We start from the raw sequence: 17,569 nt of genomic DNA on the forward strand, positions 1-17,569 counted from the left end.
AAAAAACACATCCACATTGGGATATAGTATGCTCCTGAATAAACCATTTCTTAATTAATAAGAATTGAGGTTTATGCATAGGAGAGTAGCTATACACCCATACGGATGTGTTTTGCTATCTTACAAAAAGATAAGAATGAGTTCTAATTATGAAGCTTTGGCTGCAACTGCTTTTTCAATTAGAGCCTTCGCATCATTGGTAGTAAGACCTTGCTTCGGTTGAAGCTGCTTGCTATCTGCACCAAAAATACCTTTGTCGATCAGTTTTGCCATAGAATCAACAGCATATTTAGAAACCGTTGAACCATCTTCGAAACCTGCGATGATCGTAGCCGCATTTGTATCTGTAGCTTGATCCTTCAGCAATTTAGCGAGAATTGTAGCAGCTTCTTCACGGGTAATATCGCGATCCGGGTTGAAGTTACCACCGTAGCCTTGAATGAAACCAGCATGTGTAGCTTCAGCGATTGCGTCAGCATATGCAGCGTTAGCAGCAACATCCTTGAATGCTGGCGCTGTAGTTACTTCGTTCAGCTTCAACATCTCTACGAGCGCAGTTACAAACTCAGCACGCGTAATAGATTCATTGGAAACTGGCGCTTCTGGTTGCTCTGCAGCCACCACGTTCGTAATACGACCCTCATTTTTAGCGACAATGCTCTCGCCTTTAAATGTATCTACGATGTATTGGTAGAATACATCCAGATCGATAGGGCCTGCTAAGGATGATTTAGCATCCAATAGCACTTTATAGTTGTCTCCACCTGCAGCCATGAAGTTATTCACTACAGCCGTATAGGTTTTTGCAGGATCAATTGGTGTACCATCTTCCAGACTCAGACCTGTAACACGTTCTGCAACTGGTTTATTGAAATCTGCAGTATACTTCAAACCAGCAATTTGAAGAGTTTTCGTATTTGGTGTACCGTCCGCATTCGTACCCCATTGTTGCTCTAACAATGTTTTGACCTGCGCACCAGTCAACTCCAGTTTCACGAGCGTATTACCAAAAGGTTGGATTTTTGCAAGATCAGCAAAAGTCACATCACCTTGTGGCAGATCTGCACGAATACCACCTGGATTCATAAATGCAAAGTCAGCAGCGTCTGCATCATCGCCAAAATCTGCTTCACGCATTGCATCTGCAATCAAGTTACCAAGAGGAGCTTCATTATTATAAGCATCCGTACGTGTCACAGAACCATCTGTTGTACCTACTGGCTTAGTCAGCTCAGGATGCTTGTCCAAAGACTTCTTAATAATCGCCAAAGTCTCAGGGTCTTCTTTCACACCCTCTTGGAAAGTCGTTGTAACTGTAGCTGATTTCTCCGTTACATCCCCAGTCTTAGGGTCAATCATCAGCTTAATATCTTCAAATGCCGTACCATATGAATAGGCTTGAACAATCAAAATGCCATTTACTTCACCGTTAGCCAGTGCATGATTGTCGCCTGCAACGATAACGTCAACAGGTGTATCTGTTGGCAGAGCTTTAGCCAAATCAGCTGCTTCTCCAGTTGTTACACCTTCCTTGGTGGTTGCTGGATCATGCGCAAGTACGATGATCGTTTCTACACCTTGGTCTTGCAGTTCTTTTGCATATTTATTAACGGCTTCAACTTCTTCTTCAGCGCTTAGGAAAGTTACGCCTGCTGTACCGGATGGGGATACTTTGGCAGGTGTAGATTTCGTCACCAATCCGATAAATCCAATTTTGACGCCGCCCACTTCTTTAATAACATAAGGCTTGATCAATGGTTTGCCTGTAGCCGTTTCAATCACGTTTGCGTTAACATAATCAAATTTTGCACCAGCATGCGTTACTTTGCCTTCTTTGGGATCAAGACCACCAAAGATTTGTGCTTTCAGAGCAGCGATCCCATGGTCGAATTCATGATTACCTAGAGAACCTACATCAAAGCCCATCATGTTCATCCATTCCATGGTAGGCTCATCCCGATCTAGAGATGAAACTGGAGCAGATGCACCGACCGAGTCTCCATTATGGAAGAGTAGGGAATGCTCATATTTTGCTTGAGCTTCTTTCAGATAAGTTGCTAGAATTGGAGCGCTTCCTGCCTTTTTATCACTAACGATAGAGGTCGTATCTAGCTGACCGTGGAAGTCATTGATTCCAATCAAGTGTACTTCTACATCTGCGTCTGCAGCAGAGACACCAACCGCACCAAATAGTTGGCCGAGCAATAGTGCAGTAGCAGCTACACGAATGGTGCTTTTAGCCACGTATTTTTTCCAAGACATGAATTAACAAAACCCCTCTCCAATTTCTGATCCTGAGATATTTTACCATAGTTCAATTCATTATAAGTACAAAATATATTAAATTAATGTAAAATTTTTGCGAGATTGATAGAAAACTGAATTCATTTAAAAAAAGAACCACCCTTGTATATACAAAGGTAGTTCATGGATCATGGATCTCCCAAAGGGATATCACATATGAGGTCAATTCTTTTGGCATTTCAGCATCGTCATGAAACCTTGCGGGCAACCACTGCTAAGCGTCCGTTCTCAGTCGAGTACTCGCACGTGGACAGTACAATAAGTTTGTCGCCATACTGTGCTGTTACCCCCGTATCATATAGAGCGAGTTGTTGGATGTTCTGGACATAGGAATCAAACTCGGCTGGCGTGTTTACATGTTCAATCTGATAGTATTTAAAAACGTCATCCGATTTGCGGTAAATTTCCGACACAATAACGGCTACAATCTCATACTCTTCCTTCTCGTAAAGCGTGCTGAACTGGAAGGTAGCATGCTCTTTATAGAAGCTTTCGCTCTTGTATTTCATTAAGTCTTTAAACATCCAGCCACTTTTCATATGGTGACCATGAATGAGTAGAATGTCTGAACCGTTGATCTGACTATGCTTATCCAGAAATGGGAGGCCACCATGATTTTCTTTTTTATCAAAATCATGATCCAGATAGTACTCCGCATCCTGCGGATTCTGCATCACGGGGTACTCAATGCGAGTACCGTCAATGTTCAGCCAGCCCGCAATGTCCGAATTTCTCTCGTACAGCTCTCGGAATTCGGGAAGTATAACCGGTTCAGCCGTCTTACTAGACAAAAGGGAGGGGATATAATCCCCTCCTCCCTTGCCCGAACTATCCTTCCAAACCTTGGTCAACTCTGCGATTTTCTGCTGCTCAGCATAATCTCTCAGATAAGTTTTCGTCATATTGACGAGAGAAAAGACCAATATAAGGAGGGAAACGGCGATAAGAATTTTTTTGGTTTTGCTCATGTTCTTACCGCCTCTCCAATCATTGAATGTGTTTTTTCTTCTTGTTACCGAACAGGCAGAGTACAATTGTCATCAAGGACATCAGAGCTAGTGCCATATAAATTATTGGCGTTACGCTGTTGTCTCCCGTTTTCGGAGCATCGTCCAGCTCATTGCTGACGTTGTTGACTTCACTGTTGCCATTGTCGGTGTCATTATTAACCTTGCCCGGATTGGTCGTATCTGTATCCGGCTCGGTATTATCGCTCACCGGATTAGTCACTCCATTACCTGGTTCGGTCATTCCATCAACCGGATTGATCGTGCCGATATCCGGATCGGTAGCACCGTGATCTGGCTCGTTGGTATCATTAACTGGATCTGTCGTTCCGTTAACCGGTTCGGTGGTTCCACTGACCGGATCTGTCGTTCCGTTAACTGGTTCGGTCGTTCCATTGACCGGATCGGTCGTTCCGTTAACTGGATCGGTCGTTCCATTACCCGGGTCAGTTGTTCCGTTGCCCGGATCGGTCGTTCCATTACCCGGATCGCTTGTTCCGTTGCCTGGATTAGTCGTTCCACCGCCACCGTTACCGCCGCTAGAACGAATAGGTCTCATAGGCACATCATATCTGACAATGTCGAAATCGACAGAGATCGTATCACTTCGATGTGTCTCGTATCCATCCTTCGTTACGATCAGATAGTAATCAGCTTCAGGGAATACCATGTACGCATAAAAGCCATTGGCATCGCTATCCTGCTCTGGACTCTTATTATCGTGCGGCGGGAAATTAGGAACCGCAGGAAGGGTTACTTTTGTACCCGGAATGCGACCTTTATCTCTATTCCGCTGCGTATCCGCATAATACAGTGTAACGACAGCTCCTTCAATCTTCTTGCCCGTGCTGGCATCTCCTGTCGTTTCATCATAAACCGTACCGTACGGGTCAACTAACTCCTCGGAAATATTAAGCTCTCCGTTCGCCTTTACATCCAGTTGTGCGACTTTGAGGAGTAATTCTTCGCCTGTCTCCGTCTCATAACGAACTTCCATGATGTACTTCTGCTCGCTTAGCCCTTCTACGGAGAACGTTCCATTTGAAGCCATCGGGAATGCTTTAGGACGGCCATTTTCTTCAATATAATTGCCGGCACTATCCTTCAAATAGATATGCATATGGCTGATAAACTCATCGTTGAACAGTTCTGTTGTTCCATTCAACTGCTTGAACATTACAATACCTACTGCCGTAATGTCGGCTGGAACGGTCTCGTTTGTCACGCTGCCATCTACATTTGCTTTTTGTGTGAACTCGACGGGTACATCCTTACCACCTACGCGATATTTCTTCGTATAAGTGATGGTATAGTCCGTATCTGCCACAGCTGGAACTGCATACTCACCATTCTCATTTGTCACTGTCTGAATTTTCTCACCTGTCTTCAGATCAGTTACCGTAATTGGCGCATTAGGAATAACTTCCCCTGTATTGTTGTTACGCAGGATGCCTTCCAGATACGGACGAGTATTTACAAACTCTGCTCTCGACACTTGTTTCTCAAGAATCGTGCCTGTGTGGACAAAATCTTCGGGATCTGTCACATAACCATCTGTCGTATAATCCTCTTGGGTTACCGTATATGCCAGATTGGTCGGGAGATCCTGTACACCGAGCGTCTGTCCATCAGTAAGCTCAAAGGTATCTCCGTTACGGACAACACCCGTGCTACCGTCTGATTTCGTATAAACATAGGATTCGTCCGCCCCTTCACCTGTGAAGGTGATGGTGTACTTGAACGGTTTCTGTTTGTCATCGGCTTTACCTTTAACGGTATTGATGATGAACAGATTGGTAACGGTGCGTTCATTGATGAAATCTGCCTTATGATCGCCTTTGTTCACGATTGTGCCAGAATACTCTCTCGTCTCTGGTGTAGTGGTATAGCCATCAATAGTCGTATAATCGGCCTGTGTCACGGTATACATTAGATCCGCAGGCAATGCTGCGAGTGTCACAGATTCCCCATGCTTAAGCGTAATTTTATCTCCGCTCTTAATCTTGCCAGAGGTACCATCTGACTTCGTGTAGGCATATTCCTTGTCTTTGCCTTCACCATCGAAATTCACAGTGTATTCGAAGTCCTTGGAAGGATCACTTCCATTTCCTTGCACTGTATTGCTGATCGTTAACTTACCTTGTGCTGGCGTAGGCACGATCAGTGGAAGTTCAGAGTTCACTTTTATGCCGTCTACCCAGATTGGTTTACCAGGTGTATTACCAATATACACTTGATAAATTTTGGTCATAGGCAACCATGTTGTTGTATCGATATACGTTTCCTTCAGCTCATAATATCCGGGATCTTTGATGAATAGATTCAGTTTCCCATCACGATCAGTTGTTCCGTGAGTGACTTCTTCCCCGTTGCTTTTCTTATAGAGCGTGAATTCCACATCTTTTAACGGATTGTTATCCGGATCTACCTTTCTCAAAGGCAGCAATGCATTGGACGTTGAAGTGCCGGCTACGTCTGAACTGTCCAGCGTGCTTTCACTTCTAGCACTAACCGATTTCAGTTTATCATCGCCCATGAGCTTAACCTCATTGCCCATTTTATCTCCAGCTTTGGCTGTATTTGGGTCAACCTCGGTTTGATAGACAAACTGATAGAACTCGTTAGGGTCGTCCATTTTGAATAATAAAACAGTAGTGCCACCCACGCCCGGCGCAGCTTCTACCTGGACTTCAGCATTCGGATCGCTAAGATCGAGTGCAGCGCCAGTTCGCTCAAGAGCACCGCTAGCAGTCAGTGTAGCCGGATAGACTGCCATACTTGGCGCTGACAGCACAAGCTTTCCATCTACCTCATAACGCAGATTCATACCTGCACCTAACGTATCCTGTAAATACGCACCCTGCTGCATGTTGAATGGTGGGGTATAATTTACCGTCCACTCCAGCACGCCTGGAACAGGCTTGGTTACTGACTTGTTTAAAGTCTGAATAGGTACGATAATCTTACGTTGTTCCGTAACAACTTTCTCTTCTCCGCCCCAGCTCATATGCAGGTCGGCTTTGTTGTACATCACTTGTTTATCAATACCATTCGTGGTGTAATCCTCTATATATTGCGCCAGAGCTTCATTGGAAGGTCTCGCCTTTACCAAAATGACATAAGGACTTTGCAGTTTGGAAAATGTGAAAACACCTTCGTTTCCGCTATGGTCAAAATTCACCACATGCGCAGAATCATTTGGCTCGATAATGGATATAGCGTTGTTACGGGCTCCATAGTTAGTGCCACCATCATTGTTAGAGTAGCCCTTATACAGCTCGTAATCTTTTCCATTCTCAAAAGGTACAAATTCCCAACCATCTGGTAATGTATCCACCAGTTTCACATTGGTGATAACCCGATTCCCACCGTCTTTCGCCATTTCGTCAGTGTTATAACCTGGCATATTGACACCTAAACGGAAAGTAACCGTTTTTGTTATCCGGTCGTAACCAGCTATGGTATATTCGTCCCCACTTGATGAGCCGTCATAGCCGATATAACGTTGAACATTGTTCGGGGTATACCATGTGTCAGTAGTACCGTCCACCTTAACAGGATACGAAGCCGCAAGCATATCCTTGTTCAGCATACGTAGGTGCAGGTTGGCGCTGTTTTGCGCTTGTTTTACAGTTTCACCATCAATCAGTAAAGCCCGATTTGAAATGGTTTTCCCTGCATTAATCTCCTGTCTGAACAGAATGTCAGGATTAGTCTCAAGTGAGCGGAAACTAAATGACGAGGCTTGATCTGTATATCCAGTCGCTTTGACCAGATCTGCCACGACTTCATCGTTCACTTTCAAAGGGATGACCTTCAAGTTTAAGCCGTTTGTGCCCTTGATGGAATCTTTGTGGTACTGCTTCCACAACTGCGCGTTAGTTACATTAGCTTTGATTTTGGCAATTGTGTCTGCACTGACCTCACCAGTATCATCCACAGCATTGTCCAAGACGTTCAGATTCCCGCCATGAACCAACACATCGTATACGGCAGCATTGGGCAAAGCATACTGTGGCGCTAGATTGACAGTCCACGTAATGCCACCCAGGTTAAAATCTTCTGTCGATACAGCGCCTGCTTTGGTAAACGTATGAGCGCCGACAGTGACGGTGGCCTCATCGGTAACCGCACTAGGTCTTGTACCCACAGTTACATCGTTGTTCTGTATGCCGTCTGGTGTAGCCAAGTTCCAGTTGGCACGAGGTTTAATTTCGAAATTCGAACCGCTAATAACCTTGCTCTTAATCAACAATTCAACCTTACCGTTAATCGTGTCAAAGGAATAAACTCCGTTCGGATCTGGTGTAATTGCTGCTTCTTCAGATCCAACCCCATCTACCCATGTCTGCCACGTAGCTGATTCAAACTCTAGCCCTTGAGGTAGTACATTGGTTATCGTAAAGTCCTCTAACCCTTTTTTGTTATACTGGTTAACTACAACTTTCCATGTGATTGTTTCACTGGAGTGGTCATATGAAGCAGATGCTTGAATCCAGTCGGGCGCTATCCACGTTTCCCGTACTGCGCTAGCTTTTACACTAGCATTCGCATCCCTCAGTTCAACTTTCGGATCAAAGCGTTGTCCCCCAGAGCGACCAGGATCCATGCCCACGTCACGATACTCTTTATAAAATAAATCTTTCTTAAACCACACTTGATACTCAACTTTTGGATCTATTCCAGTCTCCGCCGGGAAGATATAGCTCAGCCCGCCATCTCCATCAATCGTTGGCTGTACCGCATTACCGTTAACCTTGAAAGATCCAGGTACATAGACCGTACGGTAATCAGAAGGCTTGGAATAGAACGTCATTCCATCTAGCGGTAGCTTGTAAGTTGAATCAAGCACATCAAACGAAGACGGAGTAGACTGGATGGTCAGATAACCATTCTGATAGGCTGGCACGGTTATATACCACCAAGTCCAACTTGCGTTCTTAGGCCAGTTATCCCCTGCCAAGTTGATGCTATAAGCCGGGGTAACATCCGGATTCTTTAGTTGATATGCTCCGCCAAAAATCGAAATCGGTTTGCTTTCACCGTAATTCATACCTGTTACATCCGAATTAGCAGTGGTATCAAAGCTGAATGTGACCGCTCTACCTCTACCATCGAAAAACTGATCGTCCCCATTAAATACAATTCGGATGCTATTCGGTGTGAAATAAACGGTACCAAGCTGCTTCACTCCAGAATCAGTCGTGGCATTCAAGGTTCTAGTCGCGGTTGGCAGAACGACTTCCTTGAAGTAGGTGTCTCTTTTTAGCTCAATGAAGTCACCCTTCTGCATGTACTTCGTCGTATCGTTCTGATCCTGTGTACCAACATAATCACCCATTACTGGTACCTTGAGCCCCTCTGATGTAAGGGTAAATGCCTGTCTCCCCTGAATGGTACCGCCTGGAGCAACTTCAGTTCCTTGCGTTACTTTCAGTGGAAAGGATGCATTCGCATCCATGAATACTGCTGTTTTGTCCGATGGATCGACGGCCATTAGTCCAACCATGCTATTAGCTTGCGGCTTGGACTCCGCCTCAGGTGTCATCGTTGGACTGTCTGAAGAAGGCTCTTCTGTTGCATCGTTTGCTTCCTCTTCATCTGATGCTGGCGGCAGATTGTTCTCCGACGTTTCATCTGACGGATCACTCACTTCCTCCGCTTCCAAGGAAGAATTGTCTGATGGAAGCCCACCTGTTGCGTCGTCCACGACCTCTGATGTCGATTGCGATTCGACTACGTTCATTGAGCCGGAATCATCATTCGCCAATGCAGCAGCAGGGAATGCTACAGTCTGCAAGACAAGCATGATTGCCAAGCAGATGGATAGCATTGTTTTACCTATACTGCGTTTGTGTTTCAATATCGAAATCTCCTCCACTTCTGAAAATTTTAGTTGCTGTCTGCCACTTATGTACGTTCTCTCCTGATCTCTTACACTCAAGAAAGTGACAAAGTGAGCCAATCTAATGGCATATTTGACCATTCTAATGTAGAGACCTATACAAAACCTCAACATCGGCAAGTCTATATCAGCGTAAGTATGACGATCTATGACGGGGAGACAGAAGATTAATGAAGATTAAGTAGAGTTAGGAAGTTTTATCAAAAATAAATTTGTTATATCTAAAAATTCTGAATAGAAAAATATGTATTTTAACTTTTTAGTTGCTATAATGGAAAATAAAGTATTAATTCTCGTTACACAAAATCTCTATCATGCACAATTCAAATTACATCATGTATGCAAAGCATATTTAATATTTTTGTATTGAAGGAGGTGAGCATGAGAGCATTATTGATCTTGGTTGCCGCATTTGCTTATGGGGTTGCGTTGATTACTCACTCACCGCTCCTAACCACACGCATCACGCTAGTATCTTGTAACAACTGAAATAGTGTACTTATCTATGCATTTAGCTTCTACTATTATTCAGAACTTAGGAGTGTGTCCAATGAACAAATATCTCTTTCTAAGATCATTTCGAATTTTTATGGCTGGCTTGTTGATTTTGGCTTTTACCCTACCTGCGACAGCATCCGCTGGCTATCTTGGAGATAAGCTAACTATCGGCAGCAGTATGGCACAGGGTGATTATCTCACTTCTCAAGATGGTAGATTCTCAGCTATTTGGCAGAGTGACGGGAATTTTGTTATTTATCAGAATGGATCTTCTCTTTGGAGTAGTGGTACTAGTAAAAGTGGAGCTGTTTCATTCCAATTCAGACAAGATGGACATCTGGTCATGTCCAAATTTGGTGGAAGATATCAAGATATATACCAGTATGGTAATCATCATGGATTCAACCCTGCTACAGGAAAATTCGAATTTTATACAGGTTGGGGTTGGGTTAAGGTTTGGATGATGGATACTTCTATACTGGAGACGGCTTGGATTGCCAATACAGCCTCTTGGATTCCAACTCATCACGGAAACACATTACCAACTGACACAACAGGTGACACACTGATCATGCAAAGTGATGGAAATTTAGTACTTTATAATACAACTCTGACGAATAGCCAATATCCGAATAGTTGGATTCCTGTCTGGGCTTCCAATACGGGCGGGCGCTAAGATTAGATGAAGAGCCGCAGAACCTGTGGCTCTTCTTTGATATTTCATTTAAATAGTTAAAAAAAATCTGAGGAACCCGTCAGGCAGGCTCCTCAGATTCCTTCAATATAGATTACATATCCTTTTTAAGCTTGAGTCTATGGTAAAGCAAGATTACCACAGATCTTCTGGGATATACTTGATCATCGTTTCAGAACCATCTTCATTGATTTGGTACGTATGCGTTCTTGTTGCTTCCTCAACCTGTCCGAATGACCATTTGTCTTGACGGTTATCCGGATACGAAGGTTCAACTCCAGTTAGAGGCCCTCTGTACAGCATACCGTTAATCATCTTAACGGCCTCTTCACGAGTGAGCTGACCTCCAGGCTGGAAGGAACCATCCTTATAACCCGATACGATACCGAAGCGGAACACTTCCTCAATCGACTGCTCCGCCCAGTTCTTCTCAATATCCGTAAACGAGCTTATTCTCAAAATAGGATCGATTCGCAGCTCTTTCGCAACGCCAAGATAGCGGGCGATAGCTGTTGCGAGCTCTGCTCTGGTAATAGGCTGATCCGGTTTGAATGTATTATCGGCATAACCTCTAAATATTTCTTTATTTGCCACTGCTTCAATATACTCAGCACCCCAGTAATCTGTAGCAACGTCATCGAACAGCTTCACATGTCGAACCTCACCTTGCAGTTTCAGTGTACGGGCAAAAATAGCAGCAATCTCTGCACGAGTTATGAGCTTCTCAGGCTTCACATTGCCATCAGGGTAACCCATAATGTATCGATCATGCTGATGCTCGTAACGGTTAGAATACATCATCACTTTAATCAAAGATGTGTCATCCTGAATATTGGCCAGCGTACGCTTATCATCTGTACCAATGGAAGCTGTTACGGCAGCATAGTTCTCGCCTTCGTTCATTTCATTGACCTTGAGCTTGAACGTCAGTTTGCCCTGCGATCCTCCTGCCAGCTTACCTAGCGTCCACTTCAGTTCTTGACCAGTTACCACACCGCCGTTTGCGTCAACTAAGCTCAGTCCTGCTGGGATATTCGCTTTAACATAAACATCGTCTGCCTCAGTCAGGGTTTTGTTGGCATAAATAACGGTGAAGGTTACTGTATCGCCTTCTCTGACTTTCATTTTATCGACAAGAATGGCTGTGGCAAGGTCAATTGAATCTGTCATGCCTGTTGCCGGTTCAGCAGGCTGTGTCGTGCCGATTGGCGGTGTAACAGGATTGGTCACGACTGGTGGAATAGCAGGTGTTCCGATTGAAGAACCTCCTCCACTGGATGAAGACAGCGGCGTCATGCTAAAGTCGTACAGCACAATCTCCGTACCCACATGAATCAGTGGCTGACTCGGGTCAACAAGTCTACTGTCAAAATCCTTATATCCTGCCTTGGTTGCCGTTAAATAATAATCCGTATGCGGAAATACCATGTATGCATACTGTCCTGTCGCATCACTCGTCTGTGGGTTGGCATTATCCGCTGGCGGGAAGCCGTTCACAGGCGGCAAGATGACTTCTGTTCCGTTGCTATAATGAAGCTTAACGACTGCACCTGGTATTGGATTACCCGTAACGGAATCCGTAATTGTGCCGTATGGGTCAATAAGCACCTCACTGATGCTAATTTGTCCATTTGAACTAATTTCCACCTTCGTATGACCAATAACAACAGGCTTGGTTCCGCCTTCTGGCAGCGGAATGTTATAGATCACATCGGCAGTATAGCTACCATCTAATACGCTATCGATATTGAATACACCATTTGGATCGATCGAGCCTGTGTGGGCTCCATTGCCATCGGTTAGTGATATGGTATAACCTCCACCTACCGTTCCGTTGAGCGCGGAGGTACCATTCTGGGTTGATCCAATCAAAACAACACCCGAGACCGTTTTGTTCGCGTTATAGGACTGTCCATCAATATTGGCATTCACCGGAACGCTCTGATGAAACGTAACGGACGTTTTCTTGCCACCAATCTCAATGGGTTTGGTAATGGAGACATCATATGTCTCACTGCCCTTCGGTATAGCTATGGTGTAAGCTCCGTCTGCCTCAGTAACTGCAACAGCATGAAAATCAACAATACCGTCACCGTCAAAATCTTTACTTACTGTAATACTTGCACCTGCTATAGGGTGACCCAGTGCGTCTGTCACCACACCTGTAATAACGCCTGGAGTGAACGTAATATAGATGGTATCACTCGCATAGAGACCTCTTCGACTATCATCAACCGTTGCCGTCAACGGTATAGATTTTGGATCTGTACCTCCAAGGGTTCCTGCGGTGAAGGTTGTGGTTGCGATCCCTTGTGCATCCGTTGAGACGCTCACCGTATTCGAGTTACCTGTAAAATGACCGTACATCGTATCTGGCACATCAAATACAACTTGAATTCCAGCCTGAGGACGACCCTCGATATCAGTCACTACCGCCTTGAAGACCGATGTCGCTGTACCATTCCCGAGTATGGACGATGGATTAGCTGTCAGTGTAATTTTGTACTCGACGAGCTCAAAGTCCTCGGTAACAACGCCGTTCGCATTGCCGTTGACTTTAGATACTGAAACCTCTCTATGAGCAAGACTATACTCATGACTAACGACTTCTAAAATATATTTATTGATCACAACATTATCGAAGTTGTACTTACCATCTGAACCTGTTGTGACCCGTCCCTTCTCTTTCCCTGCAAGATCACGCAAAATTACTGTTGCACCGGATATCGGATCTCCCGTTTTCTTATCCTTCACCGTTCCGTTAATGCTCGGATTGGTAAACGTGATGGTCACCGTGGCTACGTTTGACTGACCTGCTCCATCCGAGGCTTGATACGTGAACGTCACACTGCCTGACGCATTTTCATTCGCCTCAAACGTAAATGAACCATCGGTATTTACAGTCAGCGTACCTTTACTTGGATCGCTAATTGTACTTATACTCACGGCTGTGAGTGTATTATTGCCTACAACCGTATCATTGGATAAAATGCCATTTGCCACTGGAACAGTCAGTTTACCTCCCCTAACAACCTGGTAGCTGTCATTCTCGGCGACAGGTAAAGAACTGAATTTAGCATAATAGTCTCCGGCTGATGTAACGTTAAACGTATATATGGCATTCGTGCTTACAGGAGTACCCGTGCCTTCTTCGTTATCATACCATCCTACGAATGCATAACCTGTAGCCGGAGTAGCCGTAAGTGTCGCTGATTCGCCGAGTGCATAGGTATTGTCACCCGCAGTCGTGCCACCAACATTGCCTAAGACATGTGTGCTGATTGGCATGGTAATTGTAATGGTCACTGTAGCCACGTTCGATTGACCTGTTTCGTCAGAGGCTCGATACGTGAATGTCACACTACCCGATGCTCCATCATCTGCAACGAATGAAAAAGATCCATCGTTGTTGACCGTCAGGGTACCCTTGCTTGAATCACTGAGTGAACTGATGCTCTCGGCTGTGAGTGTACCGTTTCCTGGAGCCGTATCATTCGCTAGAATGCCCGTTTCGGCTGGAACATCTAGGGTCTCCCCTCTCACAACTCGATAGCTGTCATTCTGAGCGAAAGGTAATACTCTGAATTTGGCGTAATACTCTCCGGCTGATGTAACCGTAAACGTATATGTCGTGTTCGTGCTAATAGGAGTGCCTGTACCTGCTTCGTTGTCATACCATCCCACAAATGTGTATCCGTCGTATGAACTAGCCGTAAGTGTTGCTACTTCGTCAAGTGCATAGTCACCATCTCCGGCAGTCATACCACCAACATTTCCAATGACATGGGTAGCAACGGGTACGGTAATCGTGATTGTTACCGTCGCTACGCTTGAATAGGCAGTTCCATCAAAGGCTTGGTACGTAAATGTCACCGTACCGGACGACTCACTATCGGCTACGAATGTGAACGAGCCGTCAGGGTCTACACTAGTCAGCGTGCCCTTGCTTGGATCACTCAAGGTGCTGATTCTTTCCGCTGTAAGTGAATGATTCTCATCATCGCTATCGTTTGAGAGTATGCCTGTCTCAGCTGGAACTGTGAGCGTTTCTCCCCTTTTTACACGGTAGGTGTCATTCTCTGCGATAGGCTCATGCGTAGCCACGGGCAGAGTAATCGTGATCGTTACTGTGGCTACGTCTGATTTGACGATGCCGTTATCGGCTCGGTACGTAAACGTCACCGTACCGGACGCTTCATCATCGGCCACGAATGTAAATGATCCATCTTGGTTCGCAGTCAGCGTGCCCTTGCTTGGGTCGCTCAGAGTGCTAACATTTGCCGCTGTGAGCGGAAGACCCTCCCCATCCGAGTCATTCACCAAGATGCCGTCGCTCGCCGGAACTGTGAGCGTTTCTCCTCTTAAGACACTATAGCTGTCGTTTTCGGCATATGGCATCATCACAAATTTTGCATAATAGTCTGCATCTGTCTGAACAGTTACATCATATTCTGCATTCGTACTTACAGAATTGCCTGTCCCTCCTGGGTTGTCATACCATCCTGTGAATGCGTAACCTAGCATTGGTATTGCTGTAATAGTAGCTATATCACCAATGTTATACGTGTTATCTCCTGTAGTTGTACCACCGTTATCTCCGATGACATGTGTGTTGATTACCGCTGTTTTCACATTCGTTACATCGGTAGTAACTATATTAGATACAAGCCCAATGCCAGACAATGTAGCCGTACCACTAGTTACAGTCTGTGGCGTATCTGGTGCGGTTATCGTAAAGGTCAGCTCCTTGCTGTCATTCGCGGGAACATCGACCCCCGTTTGTGTCTGACCTTCGCTTGTTACGCTAAGACCTGTCTTCACTGTATCTGTGTAGTTATAAATTGTAACTTTATAGTCAATGGATCCGTTAGTTTGAATCGTTGCCGGGCCTTTTTTGTCAATTCCCATTAACAAATCAAGCTTACCGTTGTTCCCAAGTTTCATTGTGGCTTTTGTATCGCTCAGCCACTCCTCACTAACATAGCTTGCACCGATTCCGTTCGTTTTGGATACCGTCTGCTTACTCTTTAATGCATCGTAATACGGACTGTCGGTCGGCGGGAAGAAATATGCTGCTGTTTTGGCCCCATCGGTGTCGTTGCCCGAATTAAGGTAGCGGGTTATCTCTCCTACGTTATTCGGTGGTACCTGAAATGTCGGTTTCACGTTATAGCTTAGCTTAAAAGTACCTTCTGCTGGAGGACTGTACTCCCCCGACTGTGGATTCGTCCGGTTCTTAAAGCGGTAAATATGTGGCTGCATATCGCTTGCATCGATATACCAAGTTAAGCTGTTAACGCCTGACACCGTCTTGATCACGGCTCGACTCCCGTATCCAGCAAACTTATATGCTGTACCGCCGGAGATCGCCGTACTTGTGTCCACCGTTGCAACAGCATCCCCAATTTTCAACGTGGACAGATTCACAGTAAAATCATTGCTGATTTCATCTGAAACGACGATGGCGCTCGCTATATCCGCGGTTTCAGAGCCAAGATCGGTAGTCTCCGGTATGTTGAGAAGTGGAAGTATCGTTGTAGTAGCTTCTACATCATTCGCCAATCCAGCGAAGGCTGAACTGACAATGTCATACGTCGGAGCAAATGTATAATAATTGCTGTAAACAAATGCATCTGCATAGTTAAAGCCACCCGTTCGCTGAGCTGCATAGCTTACTAAGCTGTCATAGGTTTTCTTTGCTGAACCGTAGTTATAATTAATATCCTCTTTATTGTCGTTCACTCTTTTTGGATCAAGACCCGCCCATGCGTACACTGGCTGACTACCAGAAGGTCCATTAATCGCAGTTGAGGAGCCCAATCCCACTGTATACACCTTAGCTTGGGTGGATTCCCCTTCATTGTACGCTGTGTACGTATCATCTAAAAGATCCTTCATATACGCGCCGGTAAGTATGGTTAACGCAGCGATTTCCGGGTGCCCTGTACTTGCCAGACTAGTACCTGCTGCTGCTGGCACATATTTCGTGCCATCCGTTCCAATCTGATTATAGTTCGCGATCGTTGTAGCATCAGTTAATGCACTGTTAAACTCGGTCTCGAACGAGCTGCCTTTTGGCGACGTATACCATGCCTTCTTCGCATGAATCGCTGCTCCGTCGGATAGAAGGAATAAATAAGGCTTGCGCTTAGGGCCTGTGCCCTTGGTACCGACCTTACTCATCGTTTTTGAAACGCCGTACATTATACCATCTTGCGTTGGCGTTCCTCCCCCGAGAGAAACCGCAGATTGTGATCCAACAGAACTGCCATCTTTGTTTAGATTACTGTTCAATGTGATCGTTTGGTTCGATGTAGCATATTTCAAATAATCTTCTGTTCCATGACCTGAACTAAATTCATAATGGCCTAGTTCCATAAACGTACCGAGGTGATTATTCGAAGCAGAGCCCCCAAACCAATACACCGCAACCCGGTTATTGGGGTTGGCATCCATCACTGTGCGAATGGCATCATTCGCCGCCTTGGCCATAGCTTCCACACGATAGTAAACCCCTGGTCCACCCGCTGTTTCCGCTATTTCTCTGCCATTCAAACTTCCCATAGAGGAACTCATGTCCAAAATAAAAGTAACATCCGCTGCAGGCCCGTTAATGTTAGTGCTTCCACCGACACCTGGATTGGTCGTATTAATCGTCTTATATTCTTGTGCCAATGCAGATAGCTTCACATTGAAACTGCCGTCGCTCTCTGCTGTAACGCTCTTGTCAGTCCAGATTCGCCCGTCCGAATCGGCTGTACCAAAGCCGCTAGGTGCTGCATCTGTTACTGGATCAGCAGTCAATTTGACCTGGTACGAGCCATAGTTCGTCTCCGCCATCGTCGGAGTACTAGCCGCATGAGCTACTGAGCCAACCAAAGGAGATAGACCGCTAATCCCCAATAGCAGACACACCGTAAGCACAATTGAAATCAATTTGGTGAAGCCTTTGTTCATACTTCATGCCTCCGTATAAATTAGTATTGAATTGTAACGAACAACTTCATGGGTAGATTATCCTGAATCCGCTTCCAGTCCATGTAAACTAGATGTCTAGTTATGCATGCTGTAATCCAGATTAGACCCATGCGTGTACGCTTCTAGCAAAGCAGATGAATTCAGAGATAGTTCCATGTTCCCAAAATTCACCTAGCGTAAGCA

General features: G+C 45.1%; 5 protein-coding genes. 1 reads left to right on the forward strand and 4 read right to left on the reverse strand.

The window, feature by feature from the left end:
* Positions 1-147 precede the first annotated feature (147 nt).
* The 3 genes from V6W81_RS28810 to V6W81_RS28820 form a co-directional block, all read right to left on the reverse strand.
* On the reverse strand, positions 148-2,262 hold the full coding sequence (locus tag V6W81_RS28810) for a 5'-nucleotidase C-terminal domain-containing protein (protein ID WP_338541168.1): 2,115 nt from the start codon (positions 2,260-2,262) through the stop codon (positions 148-150).
* 230 nt (positions 2,263-2,492) lie between these two features.
* On the reverse strand, positions 2,493-3,272 hold the full coding sequence (gene srtB, locus V6W81_RS28815; protein WP_338541169.1) for a class B sortase: 780 nt from the start codon (positions 3,270-3,272) through the stop codon (positions 2,493-2,495).
* A 19-nt stretch (positions 3,273-3,291) separates the two neighbouring features.
* A complete protein-coding gene (locus V6W81_RS28820) occupies positions 3,292-9,174 on the reverse strand; it encodes a DUF7601 domain-containing protein (RefSeq protein WP_338541170.1) in 5,883 nt (1,960 codons plus the stop codon).
* A 592-nt stretch (positions 9,175-9,766) separates the two neighbouring features.
* On the opposite strand from V6W81_RS28820, the gene V6W81_RS28825 reads away from it, so the two are divergent.
* Positions 9,767-10,390, forward strand: a complete 624-nt coding sequence (locus V6W81_RS28825) for a hypothetical protein (RefSeq protein WP_338541171.1) — start codon at positions 9,767-9,769, stop codon at positions 10,388-10,390.
* Positions 10,391-10,543: 153 nt separating this feature from the next.
* Here V6W81_RS28825 and V6W81_RS28830 read toward each other — a convergent pair whose 3' ends face one another.
* On the reverse strand, positions 10,544-17,365 hold the full coding sequence (locus V6W81_RS28830) for an Ig-like domain-containing protein (RefSeq protein ID WP_338541172.1): 6,822 nt from the start codon (positions 17,363-17,365) through the stop codon (positions 10,544-10,546).
* Between the last annotated feature and the right edge of the window lie 204 nt (positions 17,366-17,569).

Origin of the sequence: Paenibacillus tundrae (assembly GCF_036884255.1) — a bacterium.
Taxonomy (GTDB): domain Bacteria; phylum Bacillota; class Bacilli; order Paenibacillales; family Paenibacillaceae; genus Paenibacillus.